This window comes from Reyranella sp. (genome assembly GCF_965229815.1).
Classification (GTDB): Bacteria; Pseudomonadota; Alphaproteobacteria; order Reyranellales; family Reyranellaceae; genus Reyranella.
The window spans coordinates 74,582-99,985 of record NZ_CBDDJN010000008.1; the positions used below are offsets into that span (position 1 = coordinate 74,582).

Genomic DNA, 25,404 nt, shown 5'->3' on the forward strand with positions numbered 1-25,404 from the left:
GCATGCCGGTTCTCGCGGGCCTGCCGCCATCGGGAACGCTCGCCGTCGGCGATCGGGTTCGGGCGTTGCGCGCGGGCGGCAGGACGATCTTCAACCTGGCGGGCGGGGCGCCCGATCCGGCTCCGCTGGTCGGCCTTCGTGGCCCGACGATCGCACCGGCCGAGAACGCGCTGGGCGATCCCTGGGGCGAGTCCTTCCTGCGCAAGGCCTTTGCCGACCGCCTGGCACGCCGCCATGGCGTCAGTCGCAGCGAGCGCGAGATGGTGGCGACCATCGGGGCCAAGCAGGGCGTCTTCTTCTCGGCATTGGCCCTGCTCGAGCGGGGCGACGAGGTGATCGTGCTCGATCCCTGCTGGTCGACCTATGCGCCGTCCATCGCCCTGGCAGGGGGCCGCGCCGTTCCGGTGGCGCTGGCCGGGCCGGACTTCCGCCTCGACGTCGCGGCGATCGAGGCGGCCGTGACGCCGCGCACCCGGGCCGTCATCGTCACCACGCCGCACAATCCGACCGGCCGCGTCTTCGGCGAGGCCGAGCTCGCGGCACTGGCCGGGCTGGTGGAACGGCGTGACCTGTGGCTGATCTGCGACGAGAGCTTCGACCTCTTCGTCTTCGACGACAATCGCCACCTGAGCCCGGGCCGGTTCGAGGCCATCCGCGAGCGCACCATCCTTCTTTACAGCTTCTCCAAGGCTTTCGCGCTGCCGAGCTACCGGATCGGCATGCTGGTGGGGCCGGAGGAGATCTGCCGAATGGTCGCCGTCTGCACGCAGCAGCTCATCTCGTCGGTGTGTCTCGCGTCGCAGAAGGTCGCCTGCGAGGCGATGGCGCGCGAGGACGAATGGGCGCCGGCGCTCCGACGGGCCTACCAGGAGAAGCGCGACACCTGCCTGGCGATCCTGGCGGAGGAACCGCGCTTCGGTCTCTCCGTGCCGCAGGGCTCGTTCTACCTGTTCCCCGGCATCCAGCGGTTCGGCCTCTCGAGCGACTCCTTCACCGCGCATCTGCTCGACCAGGCCGGCGTCGCCGTGACCTCGGGCGCCGTGTTCGGCGCCGCCGGCGAGGGCCATGTCAGGATCAATCTCGTCGGACCATTGCCGGCGATCGTCGAGGGGGCACGCGCCTTGCTTCGAGGCCTGCCGACATGAGCGCGCTCCTCGAGATCGACGGCCTCAACAAGAGCTTCGGAACGCTGCCGGTGCTGCGCGACCTCAGCCTCGACGTGGCGGCCGGCGAGGTCGTCTCCGTGTGCGGCGCCAGCGGCTCGGGCAAGAGCACGCTGCTGCGCTGCATCAATGGGCTCGAGGACATCGACAGCGGCAGCATCCGATTCGAGGGAGCCGAGGTGCCGCGCAGCCGCGCGGGGCTGCGGGCGCTGCGGCGCCACATCGGCATGGTCTTCCAGTCCTTCAATCTGTTTCCCCATCTCACGGCCCTGCAGAACATCTCGCTCGGCCCGCGAAGAATTCTCGGCAAGAGCAGCGGCGAGGCACGCGAGGCGGCGCAGCGGCTGCTGGAACGCGTGGGACTCGCCGACAAGGCCGATGCCTTTCCGGATTTCCTCTCGGGAGGCCAGCAACAGCGCGTGGCGATTGCCCGCGCGCTCGCCATGCAGCCATCGCTGATGCTGTTCGACGAACCGACCTCCGCTCTCGACCCCGAGATGGTGGCCGAGGTGCTCGACGTCATGCGCGGCCTCGCCGGGCAGGGAATGACGATGGTGATCGTCAGCCACGAGATGAATTTCGCGCGCGAGGTCGCCGACCGGGTGGCGTTCATGCACGCCGGCATGATCGTCGAGGTGGCGCCGCCGGCCGAGTTCTTCCGGGCGCCGAAGAGCGAGGAAGCCCGGCGCTTCGTGCGCACGGTGGTTGGACAACGGATTTCCGTCGAAGGAGGGGTGGGATGAAGAGAAGGTCATTGATTGCCGCAACCGGTCTGTTCCTGGTTGCGGCCCCGGCGTTCGCTCAGGCGCCGGCCAACACGCTGGACGAGGTCAAGAAGCGCGGCGTCGTTCGCGTCGGCGTGCGCCAGGATGTTCCGGGCTTCGGCATCGTCGACGAGAAGGGCGAGACCGTGGGCTTCGACGTCGACATCGCCAACGAGATCGGCAAGCGGCTCGGCGTCAAGGTGGAGCTCGTGCCGGTGACGGCGGCGACGCGCATCCCGCTGCTGCAGCAGGGCCGCATCGACATGATCGCCGCCACGCTCACCCACTACCGCGAGCGCGACAAGGTGGTGGATTTCACCGTCGGATACTTCTGGACCGGCCAGAAGCTGATGGTGAAGAAGGACAGCGGCATCAAGTCGGCGGCCGATCTCGCGGGCAAGCGCGTCGGCACCACGTCGGGCGCGCTGGCGCTCAAGAACCTGGCGGCCGCCCAGCCCAAGGCGGTGGGACAGACCTTCGAGGGCTATCCCGAGGCCTTCCTCGCCCTGCAGCGCGGCCTGATCGACGCCGTGGTGGCCGACATCATCATCCTGGCCGGACTGCGCGCCAACTCGCCCAAGCCCGAGGACTATCTGATCGTCGGCGAATCGCTGGGCGGCGGCGATTATGCGATCGGCGTGCGCGAGAACGATTCGAAATGGCGCGATGCTTTGAACTTCGCCCTGCAGGACATCTGGAAGGACGGGACCTGGGACAAGATCTACGGCAAGTGGATCGGTCCGGGCACCAAGCTCAACCTCAAGAAGGACGAGATCGGCTTCAAGATGGAAGTCTGGGACTGACGCCGGATGTACCAGTTCGACTGGAGCATCCTGTGGGGAGAGGGGGGGCGCCTGCTGGTCCAGGGCGCCCTCGTGACCCTCGAACTGGCCGCCCTTTCGCTGGTCCTGGCCCTGGTCCTGGGATTCCTGTTCGGGGTGCTGCGCTGGTCGGAGTTCGGACCGCTGAAGCCGTTCTGCTGGCTCTATGTCGAGCTGCTGCGCAACACGCCGCCCCTGGTGCAGATCCTGTTCTGGTACTTCTCGGCCACCGTGATCCTGCCGCCCGGTGCGATCATGGTGCTGCGCGACTGGGGTTTCCAGTTCGTCGCCGTCATCTTCGCGCTCGGCCTCTATCACAGCGGCTTCGTCGCTGAGATCGTCCGTGGCGGGCTGAACGCCATCCCGCGCGGCCAGTACGAGGCGGCGGCGGCGATCGGCTTCAGCTTTCCCCAGTCGGTCCGCTACGTGCTGCTGCCGCAGCTCGTGCGCATCATCTCCCCGTCGCTGGTCAACGAATCCGTAAGCCTGATCAAGAACACCTCGCTGGCGCTCGCCGTCGGGGTCGCCGACGTCACCTACCAGGCGCGCTACATCGACTATTCGAGCTTCCGCGGCGTCGAGGCGCTCACCGCCACGACGCTGTTCTACTTGGTGGTCTGCGCCACCATCGCCGGGCTGGGTCATGTGCTGCAGCGCCGGCTGTCGCGGAATCGGCGGATCGCGGCATGAACTGGGAGCTGGTCTTCACCGAGAACAACGTGCGGCGCCTGCTGATCGGCGACTGGCCGCGCTCGCTGGGCGGCGTCGCGCTGACGATCGAGCTGTCGCTGATCGGTATCGTGCTGGCCACGCTGCTCGGTCTGGCGGTGGGCTATCTGCGCTTTGCCGGGTCGCGGCCGGTCCGTTGGCTGGCGGGCCTCTATGTCGAGCTGCTGCGCAACATCCCGCTGCTGGTGCTGATCTTCTGGGCCTACTTCGCGCCGCCCTACTTCGGATGGGAGCCGAGCAAGTTCGTCAGCGTGCTGGTGGCGATCGTGCTGTTCAACGCCGCCTATCTCGCCGAGATCGTGCGCGGCGGCCTCCTGTCGGTGCCGGTCGGGCAGGTCGAGGCGGCGCGGGCGATGGGCTTGTCGTCGCTGCAGGTGGCGCTCTACGTCCAGCTTCCGATCGCGGTGTTCAACTCCATCCCGGCGATGACCGGGCGGTTCATCACCCTGCTCAAAGGGACCTCGCTCGCCTTCCTGATCGGACTTGCCGAGGTGACGGAGATCGGGCGGCAGATCAACAACCGCCTGCTCACCGCCCCGGTCGAGGTCTATGCCACGCTGCTCGCGATCTACTTCATCCTCAATCGCACGCTGAGCGCGGTCATGCGGCTGCTCGAGGACCGCCGCCGCTTCAACCGCATCCTCTGCTTCTTCGCGCGCTGAGCCGCCTCATTCCGCCGGCGGCACGAACATGTAGCCGACCCCGCGCACCGTGCGGATGACCGTCGGCTTCTGCGGCGTCGGCTCGAGCTTGCGGCGGATGCGGGTGACCCGGAGATCGATCGCCCGGTCGAACGGGTCGCGGCTGCGATGGCTGGTCGTCTCCAGCAGCCAGTCGCGCGACAGCGGGCGGTTGGGGTTCTCGGCGAACAGCTTCAGGATGTCGAACTCGCCTGACGTCAGGGCGACGTCCCGGCCCTCGCCGTCGAGGAGCTGGCGGCGTGACAGGTCGAGCGTGTGGCCGCCCATGCGGATGCGCTCGAGCAGGGCGGGCGTCACCTTGCTGGCCGAGCGGCGCAGCACGCTCTTGCAGCGCGCCAGCAGCTCGCGCGGCTCGTAGGGCTTGGCGACATAGTCGTCGGCGCCGCTCTCCAGGCCCAGCACCTTGTCGACCGAGTCGCCCGCCGCCGTCAGCATGATGATGCCGACCTTCGGGCTGGTCTCGCGCAGCCACCGCGCCAGCGCGAACCCGTCCTCCTGTCCCGTCAGGTGGACGTCGAGCAGCACCAGGTCGGGCATGGCGCGCGCGATCTGGCGCCGCATCTGGGCGCCGTTCTCGACGGCGATCACCCGGAGGTCGTTGCCGTTCAGGAAGGCTTCGGCCGCGGCGCGCTGGAAGGCGTCGTCCTCGACCAGCAGGACGGAGGGGCGGAACATCGGCGGGTCCAGGAACTCTGAATTCGTCCTGGAAAATAACACTGTTTTTCAATGAGATATAGAGAATACTTGAGAAACTTGATGCGCCCCGGCCCGGCTTGCCGATATCATGCGTCCATGTCGTTCCCGCTTTCGAGACCCTCGCCATGACCGTCCTGCGGACCCGGGATGACACGCCGTCCGGCGCCGATGTCCAGCCTCGCGGCTGACGACGCGGCAGGGTCCGCGCCGCCGGCCGCGCCGGCGAACCAGGATGCCTTCGTCCGCGCCGAGCTCGTCCGCCGCCTGTTCGAGGGCTCGGCCCAGGCGCGATACTTCTCGCTCGTCCTGTGGCCGGTCATCGCCGCCATCTACTGGCGGCAGGTCGACCTGCTCGAGCTCGCGCCGCCCTTCGTCGCCCACATCCTCGTCACCATCGCCTTCGACGTGCTGCGGCGGCGGTTCGACCGCGCGCGGCCGTCGGATGCCGAGACGCTGCGCTGGGGCCGGTGGTTCACCGGCCTGTCGTTCCTCGCCGGCGCCTGCTGGGGCGTGGCCGGCTACATCCTCGCCTCGACCGACTACGAGCTGCAGCGCATGCTGCTGGGGCTGGTGCTGCTGGCCACCATCACGACCGCGGTGCCGATCCGCTCGTCGCATCCGCCGACCTTCTATGCCTTCGCCGGCGCCACGACGATCCCGCTGCTGTTCGTCCTGGTGACCGAGCCCGATCCCTTCTACCAGCTCGTCGGCATCGCCGGCGGCGCCTATCTCGGCCATCTCATGGCCTATGTGCGCGACGTCCATCGCTGGCAGTACGACAATATCGCGCTGGCCTGCCAGAAGGACGAGCTGGCCCGCCGCCTGCAGGTCGCCTACGACGAGGCCCGACGGGCGCGCGACGAGGCGATCGCTGCCCAGCGCGAGGCCGAGACGGCCAACCAAGCGAAGTCGACCTTCCTCGCGACCATGAGCCACGAGATCCGCACGCCGATGAACGGCGTGCTGGGCATGATCGACGTGCTGGAGCGGACCGACCTGTCGCTCGATCAGCGCGAGGCGCTCAACACGGTGCGCTACTCGGCCTCCGCGCTGCTGCGCATCCTCGACGACATCCTCGACTTCTCCAAGATCGAGGCCGGACGGCTCGACCTCGAGCGCATCGAGGTCGGCACCGTGGCGCTGGTCGAGTCCGCCGCCGAGACGCTGGCGCCGCAGGCCGCGGCCAGGGGCCTGGCTCTGACGGCCTTCGTCGCGGCCGACGTGCCCGAGCGCGTCATGGGCGATCCGCTGCGCCTGCAGCAGATCCTGTTCAACCTGCTGGGCAACGCCATCAAGTTCACGGAAGCGGGCTCGGTCCGCCTGTCGCTGGAGACGGCCGGGCCGGGGCGGCTCTGCATCCGCGTCGCCGACACCGGCATCGGCCTCACGGAGGAGCAGCGGCTGCGGCTGTTCCAGCCGTTCGTGCAGGCCGACAGCTCGACCACCCGCCGCTTCGGCGGCACCGGGCTCGGCCTGTCGATCGTGCGGCGCCTCGCCGAGGCCATGGACGGCGCCGTCGAGGTCGAGAGTGCGCCGGGAAGCGGCTCGACGTTCCGGGTCACCGTCCGGCTGGAGGCGGCGCCCCCGGCGCCGCGGCGCGACCGCATTCTCGAGGGCCTGTCGCTCGAGGTTCGCCTGCCCGATGCCGAGGAGGCCGCCGCCGTCGCCCGCTACCTGGCCGATGCCGGCGCGGACGCGCGCGCCGCCCCATCCGAGGTCCTGGGGGGCGAGGGCCTTCCCGGCATCCGGCTGGCCGGCGCCGAATCGCCGCTGCCGCTCGCCCGGCCGTGGCGGCGCGAGGCGCTGGTGCGCGCCGTCGCCCGCGCCGCCGGACGCCCGGTCGCCGCCGTCCGGTCCGCGCCTGTTCCGCCGGGATCGCTCGGGGCCCGCGTCCTCCTGGTCGACGACAATGCGGTCAACCGCAAGGTCCTGGCGCGCCAGCTCGAGCTCGCCGGGGCGGCGGCCGACACGGCCGCGGGCGGCGAGGAGGCGCTGGCCCTCTGGCGGACCGGCGCCTACGACCTCGTGCTGGCCGACCTGCAGATGCCGGGCATGGACGGGTTCGAGCTGGCGCGGCGCATCCGTGCCGCCGAGGCCGCGACGGGGCGGGCGCGCGTGCCCATCCTCGCCGTCACCGCCAGCGCCCACGAGGACGAGGAGCAGCGCAGCCGCGCCGCCGGCATGGACGGCTTCGTCACCAAGCCGATCGGCATCGACCAGCTGCGGGCCGTGCTCGCTCCCTGGCTGCCGCGGGCGGCCGCATGAACCGCGACGGGACCCTGGCCTATGACCGGCATCGGCTGGTCGAGCTGTTCGGCGACGACCCCGTGACGCTGGCCGAGGTCGAACGCGACTTCGTGGAGACAGCGAGGCTGGCCGAGCGCGAGATCGCCGGCACCGCCGACCTGGGCGTGATCGCCCGGGCCGCCCATCGCCTGAAGGGCGCCTCCGGCATGATCGGCGCGGCGGCATTGCAGGCCTTGGCCTCGGCGATCGAGGCGGCGGCGCGCACCGCCGACCGCGACGGTCTCGCCGGCCTCGCCGCCCGGCTCGACCCCGAGGTCCGGCGCATCGCGCGCCAGGCGGGGATTGACCCGGTGACCCTGTCACCCCGAGCGTAGCGACGGGCCTTTGACGGGCCGCAGCCGGGAGGAGACGCCATGATCAGGATCCATCATCTCAACAACTCGCGCTCGCAGCGCGTCCTGTGGCTGGCCGAGGAACTCGGCCAGCCCTACGAGGTCGTGCCGTACCAGCGCGATGCGACGACGCGGCTGGCGCCGCCGGACCTGAAGAAGATCCATCCGCTCGGCAAGTCGCCGGTCATCGAGGACGACGGCCGCGTGGTGGCGGAAACCGGCGCGATCCTCGAGTACCTGGTGCGCAAGTACGACGACGGCAGGCTGGCGCCGGCGGTCGACCCCGACTCGGCCGACTACCGTGCCTACCTGCACTGGATGCATTTCGTCGAAGGCTCGGCGATGCTGCCGCTGATGCTGAAGCTCTATGTCGGCCGGCTGGGCGACGCCGGCAAGCCGCTGTGGCCGCGCATCGACAGCGAGCTCGCGAACCATTTCGGCTACATGGAGGATGCGCTGGGCGGCAACGACTACTTCGTCGCCAACCGCTTCTCGGTGGCCGACATCCACCTGTCGTTCATCCTCGACGCCGGCGCGACGCGCGGGCCGCTCGCCGACTATCCGCGCCTTTCCGCGCTGCATGAGCGCCTGAAGGCGCGGCCGGCCTACCGGAAGGCGATCGAGCGCGGCGGCCCCTACGAGCTGGGGCGCTAGCCACCTCATTCGTCGTCCCGACCGGAGCGGGGAGTGCCGAGTGCAGGGACGACGCTCTGTCATCCCGAGCGTAGCGAGGGGCCTTTGAAGGGACGGGAAAGGTCCCTCGCTGCGCTCGGGATGACACCTGGGGTCACCCCCTTCGTGCAGGTGCCGCGGCCGAAATCCACCCGCATGCACTATAGTGGTTATTGTATACTTGAAGGAACGAGCCGCATGGGGTGTCGAGATACCGCGTGACAGGCTGGCGACTCGACTCCTCTCGCAGTTGTGGGCAGATTTCCCGACTCAACTGGGGAGGAAGCGATGGCAGACAATACCACGGTCCACATTGGCGAGAATTCACCTGAACAGATTGCCTACAAGCTGTTCAACCACATCGTGACCGTCGAGAACAGAGACATCTACAACCATGGCAGGGCGAACTCGGCGGATCGAGCCTACATACTCAAGACGTACTGGGAGTGTCGTCGAGTGGCAGTGCTGGGCCGGAATCCCGAGGAGCGATGAGCCAGAGCCAGTAAGCCTCGGCCTCCTTCACGATCTTATCGGCACTGCAAAGCCGTTCCATCGCGGCGGCCAACTTCAGGCATTCGAGCTTGAGATTGTCGGCATCCATTCGCGCCCTCCTTTGTGGTATCACGGCACCACAATCGGAGAACATAAGCATCAGGTGGCCCATGGCCTCGTGCGATGAATCGAAGCTAGAGATCGAGATCACCCCCGAGATGATCGAGGCGGGAGTAGAGGCATTTTGTTAATGGGGTAGTCGAGTCGAAGAACCCTCGGGGTTGTTGGTGCTAGAAATCTTCCGAAAGATGAAGCAGGCGCAGCAATTTACTTAAGGCGCCAAGTAGTCGGCCCCTCAATAATAAGCATCTCATGCCGATGCTTGGGGATGATCTGTACAAACATGATCGCAGCGACGTAACAAACAGCAAAAAAGCAGCGTGCAGGATCGTGCACGTAGTCGTCTGGAGCATACCCAGAGCCCACGAGCACGTGAGAGTAGTTCAGTAGGCGGCAAGCCTGCGTAACCTCGTTGGTGCTAAAATCAACGTGTTGGTGTGCGTGCGCAAACGTGTTCCGGATGCTCCGGAGCAGGTCGAGGTCTTTCCGCAGTTCTGGACCAAAAAAGCCGAGCGCCTGAGCCATTCGGATCTTGTTGGAAAACGTGGACAGAGGACCATTGGAACTGTCGCTGAAAAGTTCCTTTCGGCGGTCGCTGTTCAAGGCTTCAAAGCGAGTCTCAAGTGCGTCTTGAAGGCTCGCATCCAGCATTGCGACAGCCGTAAGACACTCGCCACGATAGTCACGTGTCACCGTCCTTTCCCTATAAAATGCGGCGCGCATGAATTCAATCGTTGCAGTAGATGATGACCCTTTCATTAGGGCCTTGAGGCTCCTGAGCGCATTGTCACGCCCGACTGGAGGCATTTTGCCCTTGGTCATGCTATCCTTCCCCTGTGACGCCCAAACAACAGCGTGACGACTATCCCCCGACAGAAGCCATGCGTAGGCGCGATGCGGCATTGCGCGCAGCGTTGAGTATGCCAGCGATTCCACACGCGGTGTCGAGCCGGAAGGCAAAGAAAAAGGCGGCACCAAAGCGCCGCCCGAAGTCATCGAAGTAGCTTCGCGAGCAACTTCCGTAGCCGCTCGACCTCGTCGCCCTTAGTGAGCCTGAACGTAGGTAAGGCATTTACAGGAGATGCCCCTTAGCACCTTACGGGTCCGCGCGTTGTCGTCCACGCCGAGCTTGGCGCGGTTGCTGTAGCGGAAATCAAACTCGGCCAGATAGCGGTGAAGGTGGCGCTCGTCGCAGTGCTGATAGACGCCGCGCATGCCCTTCTTGAAGATCGAGAAGTAGCCTTCCAGCGTGTTCGTGTGGGCGGTGTCGCGGGCGTATTCCTTGACCGAATGGTCGACCGCCTGGTGGCCGCCCTTGAAGGTCCGGCCGATCCCGACGAAGCGCTTGGCCTCATCCGTGTTCAGCGTGCTCTCGATGTCCAGATGCTTCGCCATGTGAGGGACGATCTCCGACACCGTGGCGCGATCGATATGGAAGGACCGGACCTCGCCGCCACGCTCCACCAGAGAGAGCACGGTGCGCTTGTGGGCCACGCCGCCACGGCCCATGACCGCACCGGCCTTGCGGCCGATAAAGGTCTCATCGGCCTCCACGTGCTTGCCCTTGCCGCCCAGCGGCGGCGGCACGACGCCGCCAGCCTTCATCGCCTCGCGGATGCGATGGCACATGAACCATGCCGACTTGTAGGTGATGTTCAGCGTCCGGTGGACTTGATGGGCGCTGATGCCCTTCTTGCTGCTGCACATCAGATGGAAGGCGGCGAGCCACTTGGTGAGGGGGATATGCGACCGCTCAAAGACAGTCCCTACCGTGACGGTGAACTTCTTGCGGCATGAGCCGCAGTGCCACAGGCCCTTCTCAGCCGCCTTGCCGCCCAGCGCCTTGACGTTGGTCAGGTCGCCGCAATGCGGGCAATAGGCACCATCCTGCCAGCGGATCTTTTCCAGATGCTTCCGGGCGGCGGTCTCGTCGGAATAGATGGGGTCGGTCAGTCGGTCAGATCGAGCATGAGGGGAAACTACCCCTCGCGGCTTGTTCCGTGAAGTATATAATGACCACTATGGTTATTGAAAAGCACCACAGTTAGTGGCAAGATGCGAGGGCCTGCCGTTCTATCCATCGTTGGTCCCTCGCCCGGCGTGCGTGTGCGTGTGCGTGTGCGAGGGCCTGTGTCGTCGGTGCGCCGACGGATCGCCCCGGACGCCTCGGCGTCACACCGGCGAAAACCATCAGCGAAACTTGCGCAATTATCCGAATTACCAGGGAGAGCGTGTCATGCCCTCCCGACCCACAAGAACCGGACTACCGGCGCTCGCGCAGCCGGATGGTCGACGAATAGGACAACAGCTTGCGCCCTTCCTGTTCCAGCAGGCCGCGCACGAAGGCCAGCGCCTTGCCGTGGCGCGGCACCTCGACCCGGGTGGTGACCGGCGCGGTCGGCGTGCCGGCGGACAGGAACTCGGCGGCGAAGGCCACCGTGCTGGTGGCCTTGCCGGTCACCAGGGCGGCGGCCCGCGTCACCGCCGAATCGGCGAAGCTCATCATGTAGCCGCCGTGCAGCGCGCCGCCCGAGTTGCACATGTGCGGCAGGGTCGGCTGCACCAGGGTGGCGCCGTCGCTTTCGGTCCGCGCGTAGGACGGGCCGATGTGGCGCGAGTAGATGCTGGCGCCGGCCAGCAGGTCGAAGCCCGGCGGCACCGCCTGCACGGCCGGTGGCGGGGTGCTCGCGGCTTCCTGCTTGCGGGCCATCGCCTTGTCGCGGGCGACGTGGCGGCAGACGCCCGACCACAGGGCGATGACGCGGCCCTCCTGGGTGATGCGGCCGCGGGCGAAGGCGAGGCGGCCGGTGACCTGCAGCGGCTCGCCACTCGCCTCCAGCGGCGGCCCCAGCCGTCCGGCGTCGAGGAACTCGACGGCGATGCTCACCGTCACGGCGAAGGCGCTGTTGGTGCCGCCGTCGGCGGCGCGGCCGGCGACCAGGCAGAGCGCATAGTCGGCGAAGGCGAGCGTCAGGCCGCCATGCACGCCGCCGGCATAGTTGCCGTGGCGGTCGTGGGTCGGCAGCACGCAGTGCACGCTGTCCGCCTGCCGCGGGTCGCCGGTGATCCGGTAGTAGAACGGGCCGACATGGTCCTCGAACGGATCGGGCGGCACGAAGACCGAGTACTGGCCGAGATCGATGGCGGAATCGGGCATGCGGGAACTCTGGCGGTGGGGCTCTTGTGAAGCGTCGCGACGGCGCTCTATTAGACGGAATTCCCCCAACGACAAAGAGCCACGGAGCGAAACGTCATGGCAGCCGTCCACAAGGTCGACATCTCCTGGGACCGCCGGCCGTCCGGCACCGTGGCGACCGTCGTCTACGACAATGCGCGCAAGCTGAACGCCGTCAATCCGCCGGCGCTGCTCGACCTCACCGAGGCCTTCCAGTCGCTGGCCCGCGAGGACGAGCTCAGCGTGGTGGTGCTCGCGGGCGCGGGCGGCCGGGCCCTGATCGGCGGCGCCGACATCAACCACATGGTGACGATGAAGGCGTCGGAGGATGGTCGGAAGTTCCTGACCCAGATCCACAGATTCTGCCAAGCCATCCGCGACTGTCCCGTTCCGGTGATCGCCCGCTGCGAGGGCTACACGCTGGGCGCCGGCCTCGAGGTCGCCGCGGCCTGCGACATGCGCATCGCCGCCGACAACGCCTTCTTCGGCATGCCCGAGGTCAATGTCGGCCTGCCCTCGGTGGTCGAGGCCGCGCTGCTGCCCCGCCTGATCGGCTGGGGCCGCACCTCGCGCCTCCTGATGACGGCCGAGACCATCGACGCGGCCAAGGCCGAGAGGTGGGGCCTGGTCGAGGAGGTCGTGCCGGTGGGCGAGCTCGACGCCGCGATCGAGCGCGCGGTGCACGCCATCGTCGAGGCGGCGCCGCGCGCCGTGCGCGCCCAGAAGCGGCTGATGCGGCGCTGGGAGCGGCTGTCGATCGACGAGGCGGTGCAGGCCGGCATCGATGCCATGGCGGAATCGGTGACGACCGGCGAGCACGTCGAGCGCATGACCGCGTTCGTCAACCGCAAGAGGAAGTAGCCATGGCACACGGGGCCAGGACCGTCCGCGTCGGCTGTCATTCCGGCTTCTGGGGCGATACCGAGAGCGCCGCCGCCCAGCTCGTGCGCCACGGCGACGTCGACTACCTGGTGAGCGACTATCTGGCCGAGGTCACCATGTCGATCCTGGCGGCGCAGAAGTTGCGCGACCCCAAGGCGGGCTACGCCGTCGACTTCGTGAGCGTCGTCATGGCGCCGCTCGCCCGCGAGATCGCCGAGCGGAAGATCAAGGTGATCACCAATGCCGGCGGCGTGAACCCGCAGGCCTGCCGCGACGCCGTGCTCGAGGCCTGCGCGGCGGCCGGTGTGTCGCTCAAGGTCGCCGTGGTGCTGGGCGACGACCTGCAGCCGCGCGCCGAGGAGCTGCGTGCGCTGGGCCTGCGCGAGATGGACACCGGCGAGGCGCTGCCGGCCCGCATCACCAGCATGAACGCCTATCTCGGCGGCTTCCCGATTGCCCGCGCGCTCGACGAGGGCGCCGACGTGGTGATCACCGGCCGCTGCGTCGATTCGGCGGTGACGCTGGGCGCCCTGATCCACGCCTTCGGCTGGACCATGGACGACCACGACCGGCTGGCGGCGGGCACGCTGTGCGGCCACATCATCGAATGCGGCGCCCAGTGCAACGGCGGCAATTTCACCGACTGGCGCCTGGTGCCGGGCTACGACGACATGGGCTTCCCCGTGGCCGAGGTCGAGGCCGACGGCAGCTTCGTGCTCTCAAAACCAGAGGGCACCGGCGGGCTGATCACGCCGGCCACCGTGGCCGAGCAGATGCTCTACGAGATCGGCGATCCGCGCGCCTACATCGTACCCGACGTCGTCTGCGACTTCACCCAGGCGACCTACGAGCCGGTCGGCAAGGATCGCGTGCGCGTCTCGGGCGCAAGGGGGCGGCCCGCGACCGACACCTACAAGGTCTCGACCACCTGGCCCGACGGCTACAAGCTCAGCGCCATCTTCATGATGGGGGGCCGCGAGGCGGTGGCCAAGGGCCGCCACAGCGCCGAGATGATCGTGAGCAAGACGCGCCGCCTGTTCCGCGAGAAGAACCTCGGCGACTTCCGCGACGTCAGCATCGAGGTGATCGGCGGCGAGGCGACCTACGGCCCGCACGCACGGGCGCAGGAAAGCCGCGAGGTTGTGGTCAAGATCGCGGCCAAGCACGACCAGAAGGAGGCGCTCTCCCTGCTCGGGCGCGAGATCGCGCCGATGGCGACCGGCGGCGTGGTCGGCATGACCGGCAGCTTCGGCGCCGGCCGCGTCTCGCCCTCGCCGGTGATCCGCATGTTCTCCTGTCTGGTCCCGAAGACGCTGGTGCCGGTCACCGTCGAGCTCGACGGCCGCACGATCGTCCTGGAGGAGGGTGCCAGGAGCGGCGGCTTCACCGCCGACCAGCTGCCGCAGGAAGCGCCGCCCGCGCCGCCGCTGCCCACCACCGGCCCGAACGCGGCGACGGAAACCGTGCCCCTGGTGGCGCTGGCCTACGGCCGCTCCGGCGACAAGGGCGACAACGCCAACATCGGCATCTTCGCCCGCCGGCCGGAGTACCAGCCGATCCTGGACGCCGAGGTGACGGAGGAGGCGGTGGCCAAATACTTCGCCCACCGCATCGAGGGCAAGGTGAGCCGCTGGCGCCTGCCCGGCATCAACGGCTTCAACTTCCTCCTGCGCCAGGCGCTGGGCGGCGGCGGCATGGCCTCGCTCAAAGCCGACCCGCTGGCCAAGGCGTTCGCGCAGATGCTGCTGGATATGCCGGTCAGGGTGCCGGCGGCGGTGGCTCAGAAGCTGGCGGCTTAGCATTGCGGCTCACTGCGCGTGCCCTCGCTCGATCCACTCGTGAACCAGGTAGCTGAGATCGAAATACGAATCCCTGTCGCCTTTGCACCAATAGTCGCGCTGAATGAGGTTTCGGTCGGTGACCAGGCGCAGTCCGGCTTCGAGCTGGCCACCGCGCGCGAGGGCGATGGCTTGCAAACCATAGGCGGTGCAGCGCATCCGCGCCGCGTCGTCTGCACTCAACGCCGAGAGCTCACTGGGCGGTGTGCGCAAGAGCATGTCGATTTCGTCGCTGGCCGCCGACCAAGCAAGGGCGTCAATCGCCTCCAGCCAGTTCGCGACTTTTCCAGGGGTGTCGCCGCGCAAGGCCTCCGTCAACATCGAAGCGTCGAAAGGTTCTCCGAGTTCGCGCAGCAGCATCACGCCGATAAAAACGTCTTCACCGTAAACGCTCGAAACAAAATGCCGCAGAATCTCCTTAGCCTTCTCCGTTCGCCCCTGGCGCAGGAGCAAGAACACGACGGCGGTATCGGCTCTGTATTCCAAGTCGATATACGCGTCGATCATCGCCTCTGCCTTCTTTTCGAGGTCGGCGTTCTGCAGGCTCATGGCGATATCCGTAAGCATGGACGCGTACACCTGTTCGCGAACCTGCGGGTGAGTCGACGCCAAGGCACGGGCCTCGCGGCCCTGCCCTTGTTCGATCAGGGCGGCGTATCGAAGGAATTCGCCGCGGCCAGGACTGGCCTGGTCAAGGCGCCGCCGCTCGGCCGCCGAGTGCGAGAGGATGCGCAGGGAAATCTGGGAATGGGGGAACTCAAACATGAACCGCTTGACGGCTTTCATGTCGAGAGCTTTGGCTGCCGCGTCATCGACTTCGCCGCCGGCCACGACGCGCGCCACCATCAACGACTGTAGCGTCTGCGTCATCTCCTTATGGCGACGTTGGCGATCGGCCCACGCGAGGACGGTTTTTTCGTCCGCCCCCTTGGGCAGAACACCAGTCGGATTGTTCGCAATCTCGCGAACGATCAGCCCAACGAGCCCGTCAATGAGCTTGAGAGATGTGGTGTTGCTCCCTGTCCCGGCCAAGGCCGCTGCCAAGTCGGCGGCGAGCGATCCGCTGAAGCTGGGAAACCCGTCGAACGGAGGCTGAGGAATGGACAGCCATTGAATGCTTCGCGCTCTCCAGCGGGGCCATTCGTTCCAGAGTTTCGCTTCGCATTTTCCCCACCCGGAGGAGCCGGCGACCGAAGTGAGCGAATTGACGCCCGGCGCTTCGAGCACCATGCGGACCAAGCGCAGCACGTTGTCGCTGTGCCCTCGGCGACTTTCCGTCACCGCCAGCCTGGTGAGCATCGCAAGTCCGTTTTGCGACAACTCTTTCGCTGGCGGCATGTATTGCAGGGCGCGGCTTTCAGCCTCGGCGGCCATGCCGAGTTCCGCCATGACATTCACGGTTCTATCGGCCCAGATTGGCGAGGTGAGCTTTGTGGCTGCGTAGCCGGCCAAGTCGTACTTGCCCTTCTCGCAGAGATCTTCGAGCTCACCGTCTGACCAGGGTTGCGCGGCAATACGTGCCGTCACATCGTCTCGCCTGTTGGCATTGACCAGGCGCCGGAAGTCATAGCGGCGAAGCTCGCTGCCGGCATCGCTCCCCAGAAGCGCCTGGAGCAAATGCCTGACGCGATTGCGGCCGTAGCGCTTCTCATTGAGCGCGACGATTTCCCACTCGATGCCGTCTCGGAGAGATCGCGTGATATCGATGGCGTTCAGGCCCCGCCCGATGTCGTTGAAACGTCGCGCCACGTGGCTGAGATCGTCTTGTGTCGGCAGGGACATCTGCGCGACGTATGCCTCTGAATACATGCGTTGCCGCAAGGCAAGGTCCTGCTCGCGCCGCGCTCGAACCAAATGCTCGGCGACCAACTCGTTCGCCCGCGCAAGCGTCGTGCGCTGTGCCGCGGCCTGGGCCGCAGCTTGCGGAGATGGGCCGGCGCTCGTTGCCAAAGCAATGGCTCCGAGAACAATCGATATTGCCCTGATAGGAGACCTCCTGCTGTACCGCATCCGATCTTATCGGTTGACCCTGCCGGCACCTACGTCTCTTCCGTCAACGTCCTGCCGCGCTCACGGTGCGCCGCTTCCGTCGGCGCCCCTCACAGTCCCTTCACCGCCTCCCGCGCGATCGGCTCGCCCCATTCCTGCAGGAAGTGGCCGCCGGCGGCGATCTCCAGCGGCGGCGGGCAGCCGTTGATGTCGGCATGAAGGGCGCGCATGACCGGCGGGCCCAGCACCGGGTCCTGCATGCCGATCGCCATCAGGCTGCGGCCGGTCCAGCGTTCGCGCCAGAAGCTGCGGGCCTCGCGCGACAGCGCCGCGCCGGGCGCGTCGGGGCGGTCGGGCACCAGGTTGGGGAAGCGGCGCACGCCCGCCTTGTAGGTGGCGTCGGGGAAGGGGGCGCCGTAGGCCGCGGCTTCTTCCGGGGTGAGGTGCGGGCAGGCGCGGCGCATGAGGGCCGCGACGTCCATGTCGGGGCGGCTGTTGGAGAAGGCGCGCCAGTCGAGGAAGCCCTTCGAAAGCGGCGCGTCGCCGGTGGCCAGGGTCGTGTTCATGACCAGCAGCGACCGGTAGCGGTCGGTTGCCGCCATCGGCAGGGTGAGGCCGATCAGGCCACCCCAGTCCTGGACCACCAGGACGATGTCGCGGAGGTCGAGCGCCTCGACCAGGTCGAGGATCGTCTGGCGGTGGAAGTCGAAGGTGTAGACGGCGTCGTCGGTGGGCTTGTCCGAGCGGCCGAAGCCCGCGAAGTCCGGCGCCACGACGCGGTCCCCGGCGGCAAGGAAGACCGGGATCATGCGGCGGTAGAGGTAGCTCCAGGTCGGCTGGCCGTGCAGGCAGAGCCAGGTCCGGGCGGCGTCGCGCGGGCCCTCGTCGATGTAGTGGAGGCGCAGCCCGTCGGGCCGCTCGTGGAAGCGCGGTGCGTAGGGCCAGCCGGGCAGGCCGGCGAAGCGGTCCTCTGGTGTGCGCAGCCTGTCCATCAGGTGTATCCTCCCGCCATGACCGCCCCCTCGAAAGCCATCCCGCAGAAGGATGAGCGCGCCGAACGGCTGGCTGCCGCTTTGCGCGAAAACCTCAAGCGCCGCAAGGCGCAGGCGCGTGCCCAGCAGGCGGCCGACAAGCCCGCCGGCCCTGCCAAGGCCGACGGTTGAGCCCGGCGGTTGTTGAGCCCGGACCTCTCCTCCTCTAGAAGCGCCCCAATGAGCATTCTCTCCGACCGCTGGATTCGCCGCATGGCGCAGGAGAAGGGCATGATCGAGCCCTTCGTCGACGCCCAGAAGCGCGAGGGCGTGATCTCCTACGGCCTGTCGTCCTACGGCTACGACGCGCGGGTGGGCAATTCGTTCAAGATCTTCACCAATGTCGATTCGGCGGTGGTGGACCCGAAGAACTTCGCCGCCAACAGCTTCGTCGACCGCACGGCCGACGTCTGCATCATCCCGCCCAACTCCTTCGCGCTCGCGAGCACGGTCGAGTATTTCCGCATCCCGCGCGACGTGCTGGTGATCTGCGTCGGCAAGTCGACCTACGCCCGCTGCGGCATCATCGTGAACGTCACCCCGCTCGAGCCGGAGTGGGAAGGCCACGTGACGCTGGAATTCTCCAACACCACGCCGCTGCCGGCCCGCATCTACGCCAACGAGGGCGCCTGCCAGTTCCTCTTCCTGCAGGGCAACGAGGCCTGCGAGGTCTCCTACCGCGACAAGGCCGGCAAGTACCAGGGCCAGCGCGGCGTCACCCTTCCGCGGATCTGAGGGGCGGCGACCGATGGACCGACTTCGAATCAGCGGCGGCCGCCCGCTCAACGGCGAGATCCGCATCTCCGGCTCCAAGAACGCCTCGTTGCCGCTGCTGGTCGCCTCGCTGCTGACCGACCGGCCGCTGACGCTGCACAACGTGCCGCGGCTGGCCGACATCACCACGATGATCCAGCTGCTGCAGCAGCACGGCGTCGAGGTGAATGCGGCGCCGGGCGAGAACGGCCACGCCCACGGCACGACGCTGACGCTGCAGGCGGCGAAGATCGCCTCGACCACGGCGCCCTACGACATCGTGCGCAAGATGCGCGCCTCGGTGCTGGTGCTGGGGCCGCTGCTGGCCCGCGAGGGCGAGGCGCGGGTGTCGCTGCCCGGCGGCTGCGCCATCGGCGCCCGCCCGGTCGACCTGCACATCGCCGGCCTGAAGGCGATGGGCGCCGACATCGAGATCGACGGCGGCTACCTCGTGGCGCGCGCGCCCAAGGGCCTGCGCGGCGGCCGCTTCACCTTCCCCAAAGTGTCGGTCGGCGCCACCGAGAATCTCATGATGGCGGCGGCGCTCGCCCGCGGCACGACCGTGCTCGACAATGCCGCGCGCGAGCCCGAGATCACCGACCTCGCCGAGTGCCTGGTCGCGATGGGCGTGCCGGTGCGCGGCATCGGCACCGAGACCCTGTCGATCGACGGCGTGCCCTCGCTCAAGGAGGCGTCGCACCGCGTCATCCCCGACCGCATCGAGATGGGCACCTATGCCATGGCGGTGGCGATGACGGCGGGCGACGTCGAGCTGGTCGGCGGCCGGCTCGACCTGATCGAGGCGCCGGCCCAGACGCTGCGCCAGGCCGGCGTCAGCCTCGAGAAGACCGAGCGCGGCCTGCGGGTGCGGCGGGCCAACGGCATGCTGACGGGGGTCGACGTCATGACCGAGCCGTTCCCGGGCTTCCCGACCGACCTGCAGGCCCAGATGATGGCGCTGATGACCCGGGCCGAGGGCGCCTCGATGATCACCGAGACGGTGTTCGAGAGCCGCTTCATGCACGTGCCCGAGCTGGCGCGCATGGGCGCCAACGTCACCATCCACCACGAATCCGCACTGGTGCGCGGCGTGCCGAAGCTGCGCGGCGCCGAGGTCATGGCGACCGACCTGCGCGCCTCGGTGTCGCTCGCCATCGCTGCCCTGGCGGCCGAGGGCGACACCACGATCAACCGCGTCTACCACCTCGACCGCGGCTACGAGCGGATCGAGGAGAAGCTCGGTGCCTGCGGCGCCGACATCGAGCGGATCAAGGGATGATGGAGCCGCTGCGGCTGTCGGCGCTCGACGCCGAGGACCTCGCGGTCGTGTCGGCGGCGATCCAGGATTCGCTGGTGGCGGTGCGCGACTGTGCCTATCTCGCCGACGAGAAGCGCTTCGTTCTGCTTTTGAACCGGTTCCGCTGGGAGGCCGATCCCGCCGCCGACGGGCTGAGCCGCACCCATTCCGCCCTTGTTTTCAACGAGGTGACGGCGGTCCGTCACCGCTCCATCCCGCTCGACCAGCCCGACCGCATGCTCGAGCTGCTGGCCGTGGTCCAGGAGGACGACCGCTCGGTCACGCTTCGGTTCGCCGCAGGACGCGCCATCCGGCTGGAAATCGGCCGGCTCGCGTGCCATTTGGGGGATGTCGGGGAGCCTTGGGCCACCCCCTGGAAGCCCGCCCATCCGGTCGAATAACCCCCGCGGTCGTTCGCCCCGAGGGGGCGGGCATTCGTTACTGGAGCGAACGGTCGTGCAGGCGAGCGAAGCCAACGAGAAGCTGATCCTGGCGGTCCCCAAGGGGCGCATCCTCAAGGAGGCGATGCCGCTGTTCGCGCATGCCGGCATCGAGCCCGAGCGCGCCTTCGCCGATCCCGACGCGCGTCAGCTCCGCTTCGCCACCAACCATCCCGACCTCGACATCATCCGCGTGCGCTCGTTCGACGTCGCGACCTTCGTCGCCTTCGGCGCCGCCCATCTCGGCATCGCCGGCGCCGACGTGCTGATGGAGTTCGACTTTCCCGAGATCTATGCGCCGATCGACCTCGGCATCGGCCACTGCCGCCTCGCCGTGGCAGAGCCCGTCGAGATGGCCGGCAGCGACGATCCGCGGCGCTGGAGCCACGTCCGCATCGCCACCAAGTATCCCGAGGTGACGCGCCGGCACTTCGCCGCCCGCGGCGTCCAGGCCGAGTGCGTGAAGCTGTCGGGTGCCATGGAGCTCGCGCCGTCGCTGGGCCTCAGCCACCGCATCGTCGACCTGGTCGATTCCGGGCGCACGCTGCGGGAGAACGGGCTGGTCGAGATCGAGCACATCGCCGACATCACCTCGCGCTTCGTCGTCAACCGCGCCGCGCTCAAGACCCAGCCGGAGCGCATCGGCCGCTGGGTCGACCGCTTCCGCGAGGTCTCCCGTGCAGCCTAGGCGTCTCGACGCGTCGGCACCCGGTTTCGAGGCGGCGTTCGCGGATTTCCTGGGGCGCAACCGCGACACCGACGAGAATGTCGACCGCATCGCCGCCGACATCGTGGCCGACGTGCGCGCCCGCGGCGACGCCGCGCTGCTCGATCACACGCGCCGGTTCGACTGGGCGGCCCCCGACGCGGCGAGCCTGCGGGTGAGCGACGCCGAGCGCCGCGCCGTCGCGGCGGGCGTGCCGTCCGCCCAGCGCGAGGCGCTGGTCTTCGCGGCCAGCCGCATCGAGGCCTTCCATCGCACCCTGCTGCCCAGGGATGTCGGGTTCACCGACGCCACCGGCACGCGGCTGGGCGCCCGCTACCGGCCGGTCGACGCGGCCGGCGTCTACGTTCCGGGCGGCACGGCGGCCTATCCCTCGTCGGTGCTGATGAACATCGTGCCGGCCAAGGTGGCGGGTGTCGGCCGCATCGTCATGGCCGTGCCGACGCCGGGCGGCGTCCTCAACCCGCTGGTCATGCTGGCGGCCGAGATCGCCGGGGCCGACGAGGTGTGGCGCATCGGCGGCTCGCAGGCCGTGGCGGCGCTGGCCTACGGCACGGAATCGATCGCGCCCGTGGACAAGATCACCGGTCCGGGCAACGCCTATGTCGCGGCGGCCAAGCGCCGGGTGTTCGGCCAGGTCGGCATCGACCTGATCGCCGGCCCCTCGGAGATCCTGGTCGTGGCCGACGGGCAGAACGATCCGGCCTGGATCGCGGCCGACCTCCTGTCGCAGGCCGAGCACGACGCCTCCTCGCAGTCGATCCTGATCACCGACGATGCCCGCTTCGCCGAGGCCGTCGCCGCCGCCGTCGAGGCCGAGCTCGCCACGCTCGCGCGGGCCGAGATCGCCGGCGCGAGCTGGCGCGACAATGGCTGCATCATCCTGGTGCCCGACCTCGCCGCCGCCGCGCCGATCGTCGACCGCATCGCCGCCGAGCATGTCGAGCTGGCGATGGAAAGCGGCCCGGCCGAGGCGCTCAGCGAGCGCATCCGCCATGCCGGCGCGATCTTCATCGGCCGGCACACGCCGGAGGCGGTGGGCGACTACGTGGCCGGCACCAATCACGTGCTGCCGACCTCGCGCGCGGCGCGCTTCTCGGGCGGGCTCGGCGTCGCGGACTTCCTGAAGCGCACGTCGATCGTGGCCTGCACGCCCGAGTCGCTGGCGGTGCTCGGTCCCGCGGCGCTCGCCCTGGCCGAGGCCGAGGGGCTGGGCGCGCACGGCCGCTCGGTGTCGATCCGGTTGAACCGCCGCGGCTAGGGCCGGCGATGCCCGATACGACCCGTCGCATCATCGACATCGTGCTCGACGAGGACTCTGTCGCGCGTCGCTCGCCCGAGGTCGAGCACGAGCGCGCCGTGGCCCTGTTCGACCTGCTGGAGGAGAACGACTTCGCGCTGGTGGGCCTGCCCGGCCCGTACAAGCTGCGCATCGGCGTGTTCGAGCAGCGCCTGGTGTTCGACGTGCGCGACGCGGACGAGAAGAAGCTGCGCGACATCGTGCTGTCGCTGACGCCGTTCCGGAAGGTGGTGAAGGACTATTTCCTGGTCTGCGAGAGCTACTACGCCGCCATCAAGAAGCTCGGCCCCTCGCAGATCGAGGCGCTCGACATGGGCCGCCGCGGCCTGCACAACGAGGGCTCGGAGCTGCTGCGCGAACGGCTCGAGGGCAAGATCGAGATCGACCTCGACACGGCCCGGCGGCTGTTCACCCTCATCTGCGCCCTGCACATCAAGGTCTGAGAAACCGCAGGCGATGACCGGACTTCCCGCCAGCCTGCTGTTCGCCTGCAGCGAGAATTCCGTTCGCTCCCCGATGGCCGAAGGGCTCGCCAAGCGCCTCTACGGCCACGCCGCCTACATCGATTCGGTGGGCGTGCGGGCGACCGAGGTCGACGCGTTCGTGGCCGCCGCCCTGGACGAGGTCGGGATCGACATCCATCGCCACCACGCCAAGACCTTCGGCGACATCGACCCGAGCTCCTTCGACCTGATCGTCACCCTGTCGCCCGAGGCCCATCACCGGGCGCTCGAGGTGACGCGCGGCACCGCGACCGAGGTCGAGTACTGGCCGGTGCCCGATCCCAGCGCCGTCGAGGGCACGCGCGAGGCGCGCCTCGGCGCCTATCGCGGCCTGCGCGAGCAAATCCTGATGCGCCTCGAGGCGCGCTTCGGCGGCGCGCGCGGCCCGTCGGTATAGGACGCCCGCCGCGGCGCGCCGGAAGAAGCACATCCCCGCGACGGGGAGAGCCCCCGCCGCGGGGATGGTGCGCCGGCCCGGAGGCGCGTTCCCTCCCATCTGGAACACCGTCGGCGGATTCGAACGACCCGCTCGACGGCTGCCCGTCTCCCAATCCTGCCGGCGCAGGTCCTGAGGCTTCCTGCTTCGGCTCGGCCTGGTCTCAGCTCTTGCCCGGAGCCGATTTCGCCAGAATCTCGGCGCAGGCACGCGCTACGTCGGAATCGGCTTCCTTGCTTCCGGGCATCACCGCGAAGCCGCTCTTCTCGACCGCCTTGGAGCGGTCCCACCAGTCGGCCTTGGCCAGCGCCGCGATCTTCGCCGAGGCATCGTCCTGGGCTCTGAAGCGCTGGGCGCAGATCGGCGCCAGCGCGGCCACGCGCGAGTCGGTCGCGGCGACGGCCGCTTCCTTGCGCGCCGTGGCGCCGGTCACCCAGCCGCCCCAGCTGAAGCCGACGACGGCACAGAGGATGGCGCCGCCGACGGCGCCCCAGATGACGGGTTTTGTCTGTGATGGAATCTTCATGGTGAAGTCCTTCCTGTTTGACCCCTGAAAAAGGGGAAGCGTCGCCTTCCCAGTCCTGCGGTACAGGCCTGCGACTCGGACGACTGTTGGGATCGTGGAGAGATCTTCGAAACGAAAACGCGGCGGGTTCGCATCGCCGGTCGGCCTGCAGCGCCCGATGCGACGGGCAGGCCCTCTGTCTCTCTTCTTAGGGTTTCCACCCTAGGCATGAATAAAGGCCACAAGATGTCGGCACCGACATCATATTGCTGCTCGAATCATGCCTCGCCGACGCGGCGGCGTCGAAGCCGCATCGCCGGCCTCGCCCGTCCAGCGGGCCGGCGCTTCTCGCGCGCGTCAGTTCGCGCCGTGGTACCAGGCGGCGCGGTGGCCGGTATGACGGGCCGTCGGCAGGTTGATGATGTCCATGAACACCGAGGCCGCGCCGTCGCCGCCGGCCAGGTCGCCCTCCAGCACGTCGACGTCGAAGGTCAGCCGCTCACCCTCGAGCTTGGGCGCCTTCAGCACCATGACGGCGTCGACCACCGAATTCTTGCCCTTCATCAGGACCGACACGGTGGCGTTGGGCGGGGTCTTGTAGAAGCTGTCCGGCGACTTGACCGTCCACTCGTCGAGCAGATGCGCGGTGAGCGCGTGGCCCGCCGAGCGGACCGGGCGGTCGGCGAAGATGATGGCGTTGGGCGACACGCCCTCCAGCACCAGCTTGCCGCCGTCGAGCTTCGCGCCCCTGGCGTTGAGCACGATCATCGACGGCACGACGCGCGGCGGCTGCGGCCGGCCGACCGTCTTCGGGACGGTGCCGGGACCCGCGGGGGACTGGGCGGCGGCGGGGAGGGGCGACGTCGCGAGCAGCGCCGTCGCGGCGAGGATCGAGGCCAGCGCGGCCGGGAAGCGGATGCGGTTCATGGCGGGCCTCAGTAGCAGGGGAGCAGCGGGGGCTTGCCGCAGGTCGGTCGGTTGAACTGCTGCTGGTAGCGCGGATCGATGTCGGGCGGCGGCGGCGCGCCGACCGACGGACCGTAGTCGCGCGGCGGCGGCACATAGGGATGGGTCGGCGAGGGGTTCGACCAGCCGCTGAAGGTGCTGGTGCCGTGGGGATCGCCGATCGCCGGCGTCTCGCCGCCGGTGGTCTGGCTCTGGCCGTAGTAGGTGAAGCCGTTGGGGCTGGTGCCGAACCAGATCGTGTCGATGAAGACCGAGGCCGGTCCGTCGGCCTTGCCGAGGCTGCCCTCGAGCAGGTGCACGGTGAAGGTGAGCTTGTCGCCCTCCAGCTTCGGCGACGTCAGCACGACCACGATATCGGCCACGCTCGATCCGTCCTTGCTGAACACCGAGGCGGTGGCGTTGGGCGGGTCCTTGGCGAAGCTGCCGGTGCGCCAGATCTCGACCATCTGCGGCGTCGGCATGTGGCCCACCGTCCGCACCGGCCGGCTGGTGAACAGGGTGGCGGTCGGCTGCACGCCGTCGAGCACCAGCTTGTCGCCGTCGAGCTTCGCGCCGCGCGCGTTGAGCACGATCAGCGCCGACGAGTAGTGGCGCGACGAGGGCACGCCGATGGTCTTGGGTCCGCTCGAGGCCGCGGCCGCCTGGGGCGCCGCCGGCGTCGGGGCGGCCGGCGCCTGGGCGAAGGCCTGCCCGGCGGCCAGGATCAGCGCGGCCGCGAGGCCGCACGCATGCTGTGCATTCATGGCAACTGGTCCTTCCTTCCCCCGG

General features: G+C 68.5%; 28 protein-coding genes. 18 read left to right on the top strand and 10 right to left on the bottom strand.

Features of this window, described 5'->3' with window-relative positions; all coding sequences use genetic code 11:
* Window positions 1–2 precede the first annotated feature (2 nt).
* The 5 genes from ACO073_RS27935 to ACO073_RS27955 are packed head-to-tail and all read left to right on the top strand — an operon-like array spanning window position 3 to window position 4,139.
* Window positions 3–1,145 carry a pyridoxal phosphate-dependent aminotransferase gene (locus ACO073_RS27935; protein ID WP_422002386.1) on the top strand — a complete coding sequence of 381 codons (1,143 nt, stop codon included), beginning with the start codon at window positions 3–5 and terminating at the stop codon, window positions 1,143–1,145.
* Window positions 1,142–1,906: an amino acid ABC transporter ATP-binding protein gene (locus ACO073_RS27940; protein WP_422002388.1), complete on the top strand. Its 765-nt coding sequence runs from the start codon at window positions 1,142–1,144 to the stop codon at window positions 1,904–1,906. Before ACO073_RS27935 ends, ACO073_RS27940 begins: the two co-directional genes overlap by 4 nt.
* Entirely contained in the window at window positions 1,903–2,730 is an 828-nt protein-coding gene (locus ACO073_RS27945) for an ABC transporter substrate-binding protein (protein ID WP_422002390.1), read from the top strand. Before ACO073_RS27940 ends, ACO073_RS27945 begins: the two co-directional genes overlap by 4 nt.
* Before the next feature lie 6 nt (window positions 2,731–2,736).
* Complete coding sequence (locus ACO073_RS27950; RefSeq protein ID WP_422002391.1) at window positions 2,737–3,438, top strand: amino acid ABC transporter permease; 702 nt, start codon at window positions 2,737–2,739, stop codon at window positions 3,436–3,438.
* Window positions 3,435–4,139: an amino acid ABC transporter permease gene (locus ACO073_RS27955; protein ID WP_422002393.1), complete on the top strand. Its 705-nt coding sequence runs from the start codon at window positions 3,435–3,437 to the stop codon at window positions 4,137–4,139. The genes ACO073_RS27950 and ACO073_RS27955 overlap by 4 nt, the downstream gene beginning before the upstream one ends.
* Window positions 4,140–4,145: 6 nt before the next feature.
* Here ACO073_RS27955 and ACO073_RS27960 read toward each other — a convergent pair whose 3' ends face one another.
* Complete coding sequence (locus ACO073_RS27960; RefSeq protein WP_422002395.1) at window positions 4,146–4,853, bottom strand: response regulator; 708 nt, start codon at window positions 4,851–4,853, stop codon at window positions 4,146–4,148.
* Between the two features lie 168 nt (window positions 4,854–5,021).
* Here ACO073_RS27960 and ACO073_RS27965 point away from each other — a divergent pair, with 168 nt between their 5' ends.
* Genes ACO073_RS27965 through ACO073_RS27975 form a run of 3 tightly spaced genes read left to right on the top strand, consistent with a single transcriptional unit; the run spans window position 5,022 to window position 8,167 of the window.
* Window positions 5,022–7,139 (top strand): ATP-binding protein, encoded by a 2,118-nt coding sequence (locus ACO073_RS27965; protein ID WP_422002396.1) that lies wholly within the window; start codon window positions 5,022–5,024, stop codon window positions 7,137–7,139.
* Window positions 7,136–7,495, top strand: a complete 360-nt coding sequence (locus ACO073_RS27970; protein ID WP_422002397.1) for an Hpt domain-containing protein — start codon at window positions 7,136–7,138, stop codon at window positions 7,493–7,495. Before ACO073_RS27965 ends, ACO073_RS27970 begins: the two co-directional genes overlap by 4 nt.
* A gap of 39 nt (window positions 7,496–7,534) precedes the next feature.
* Entirely contained in the window at window positions 7,535–8,167 is a 633-nt protein-coding gene (locus tag ACO073_RS27975; RefSeq protein WP_422002398.1) for a glutathione S-transferase family protein, read from the top strand.
* Between the two features lie 448 nt (window positions 8,168–8,615).
* Here ACO073_RS27975 and ACO073_RS27980 read toward each other — a convergent pair whose 3' ends face one another.
* The 4 genes from ACO073_RS27980 to ACO073_RS27995 all read right to left on the bottom strand — a co-directional run bounded on the left by ACO073_RS27980 (window position 8,616) and on the right by ACO073_RS27995 (window position 11,954).
* The gene (locus tag ACO073_RS27980; protein ID WP_422002400.1) at window positions 8,616–8,786 is read right to left on the bottom strand and encodes a hypothetical protein; all 171 of its coding nucleotides are present in this window, start codon (window positions 8,784–8,786) and stop codon (window positions 8,616–8,618) included.
* A gap of 218 nt (window positions 8,787–9,004) precedes the next feature.
* Entirely contained in the window at window positions 9,005–9,619 is a 615-nt protein-coding gene (locus ACO073_RS27985; RefSeq protein WP_422002402.1) for a hypothetical protein, read from the bottom strand.
* Window positions 9,620–9,841: 222 nt separating this feature from the next.
* Window positions 9,842–10,750 carry an IS1595 family transposase gene (locus tag ACO073_RS27990; RefSeq protein ID WP_422003174.1) on the bottom strand — a complete coding sequence of 303 codons (909 nt, stop codon included), beginning with the start codon at window positions 10,748–10,750 and terminating at the stop codon, window positions 9,842–9,844.
* Between the two features lie 310 nt (window positions 10,751–11,060).
* Window positions 11,061–11,954 (bottom strand): PaaI family thioesterase, encoded by an 894-nt coding sequence (locus ACO073_RS27995; protein WP_422002403.1) that lies wholly within the window; start codon window positions 11,952–11,954, stop codon window positions 11,061–11,063.
* Between the two features lie 96 nt (window positions 11,955–12,050).
* Between ACO073_RS27995 and ACO073_RS28000 the strand changes: the two genes are divergently transcribed.
* Entirely contained in the window at window positions 12,051–12,833 is a 783-nt protein-coding gene (locus ACO073_RS28000) for an enoyl-CoA hydratase (protein WP_422002405.1), read from the top strand.
* 2 nt (window positions 12,834–12,835) lie between these two features.
* Window positions 12,836–14,653, top strand: coding sequence for an acyclic terpene utilization AtuA family protein (locus tag ACO073_RS28005; RefSeq protein ID WP_422002407.1), 1,818 nt, complete (start codon window positions 12,836–12,838; stop codon window positions 14,651–14,653).
* Between the two features lie 9 nt (window positions 14,654–14,662).
* Here ACO073_RS28005 and ACO073_RS28010 read toward each other — a convergent pair whose 3' ends face one another.
* On the bottom strand, window positions 14,663–16,642 hold the full coding sequence (locus ACO073_RS28010; RefSeq protein ID WP_422002408.1) for a hypothetical protein: 1,980 nt from the start codon (window positions 16,640–16,642) through the stop codon (window positions 14,663–14,665).
* A gap of 149 nt (window positions 16,643–16,791) precedes the next feature.
* Window positions 16,792–17,673 (bottom strand): haloalkane dehalogenase, encoded by an 882-nt coding sequence (locus ACO073_RS28015; protein WP_422002410.1) that lies wholly within the window; start codon window positions 17,671–17,673, stop codon window positions 16,792–16,794.
* Between the two features lie 18 nt (window positions 17,674–17,691).
* Between ACO073_RS28015 and ACO073_RS28020 the strand changes: the two genes are divergently transcribed.
* From ACO073_RS28020 to ACO073_RS28055, 8 genes are read left to right on the top strand one after another with little or no spacing between them, the layout of a single operon-like run.
* Entirely contained in the window at window positions 17,692–17,844 is a 153-nt protein-coding gene (locus ACO073_RS28020) for a hypothetical protein (RefSeq protein WP_422002412.1), read from the top strand.
* Window positions 17,845–17,892: 48 nt separating this feature from the next.
* Complete coding sequence (gene dcd / locus ACO073_RS28025) at window positions 17,893–18,447, top strand: dCTP deaminase (RefSeq protein WP_422002414.1); 555 nt, start codon at window positions 17,893–17,895, stop codon at window positions 18,445–18,447.
* Between the two features lie 13 nt (window positions 18,448–18,460).
* Complete coding sequence (gene murA, locus ACO073_RS28030) at window positions 18,461–19,744, top strand: UDP-N-acetylglucosamine 1-carboxyvinyltransferase (RefSeq protein ID WP_422002415.1); 1,284 nt, start codon at window positions 18,461–18,463, stop codon at window positions 19,742–19,744.
* The gene (locus tag ACO073_RS28035) at window positions 19,741–20,163 is read left to right on the top strand and encodes a DUF2948 family protein (RefSeq protein WP_422002417.1); all 423 of its coding nucleotides are present in this window, start codon (window positions 19,741–19,743) and stop codon (window positions 20,161–20,163) included. Before murA ends, ACO073_RS28035 begins: the two co-directional genes overlap by 4 nt.
* A 55-nt stretch (window positions 20,164–20,218) precedes the next feature.
* Entirely contained in the window at window positions 20,219–20,890 is a 672-nt protein-coding gene (gene hisG / locus ACO073_RS28040; RefSeq protein ID WP_422002418.1) for an ATP phosphoribosyltransferase, read from the top strand.
* Window positions 20,880–22,187 carry a histidinol dehydrogenase gene (hisD, locus tag ACO073_RS28045; RefSeq protein ID WP_422002420.1) on the top strand — a complete coding sequence of 436 codons (1,308 nt, stop codon included), beginning with the start codon at window positions 20,880–20,882 and terminating at the stop codon, window positions 22,185–22,187. Before hisG ends, hisD begins: the two co-directional genes overlap by 11 nt.
* Before the next feature lie 8 nt (window positions 22,188–22,195).
* On the top strand, window positions 22,196–22,669 hold the full coding sequence (locus ACO073_RS28050; RefSeq protein ID WP_422002422.1) for a UPF0262 family protein: 474 nt from the start codon (window positions 22,196–22,198) through the stop codon (window positions 22,667–22,669).
* 13 nt (window positions 22,670–22,682) lie between these two features.
* Entirely contained in the window at window positions 22,683–23,126 is a 444-nt protein-coding gene (locus ACO073_RS28055; protein ID WP_422002423.1) for a low molecular weight phosphatase family protein, read from the top strand.
* A gap of 202 nt (window positions 23,127–23,328) precedes the next feature.
* On the opposite strand, the gene ACO073_RS28060 is transcribed toward ACO073_RS28055, so the two are convergent.
* The 3 genes from ACO073_RS28060 to ACO073_RS28070 all read right to left on the bottom strand — a co-directional run bounded on the left by ACO073_RS28060 (window position 23,329) and on the right by ACO073_RS28070 (window position 25,379).
* The gene (locus ACO073_RS28060) at window positions 23,329–23,691 is read right to left on the bottom strand and encodes an alpha/beta fold hydrolase (protein ID WP_422002424.1); all 363 of its coding nucleotides are present in this window, start codon (window positions 23,689–23,691) and stop codon (window positions 23,329–23,331) included.
* Between the two features lie 336 nt (window positions 23,692–24,027).
* Entirely contained in the window at window positions 24,028–24,597 is a 570-nt protein-coding gene (locus ACO073_RS28065; RefSeq protein ID WP_422002426.1) for a hypothetical protein, read from the bottom strand.
* Between the two features lie 8 nt (window positions 24,598–24,605).
* The gene (locus tag ACO073_RS28070; protein WP_422002427.1) at window positions 24,606–25,379 is read right to left on the bottom strand and encodes a hypothetical protein; all 774 of its coding nucleotides are present in this window, start codon (window positions 25,377–25,379) and stop codon (window positions 24,606–24,608) included.
* Window positions 25,380–25,404: the final 25 nt, after the last annotated feature.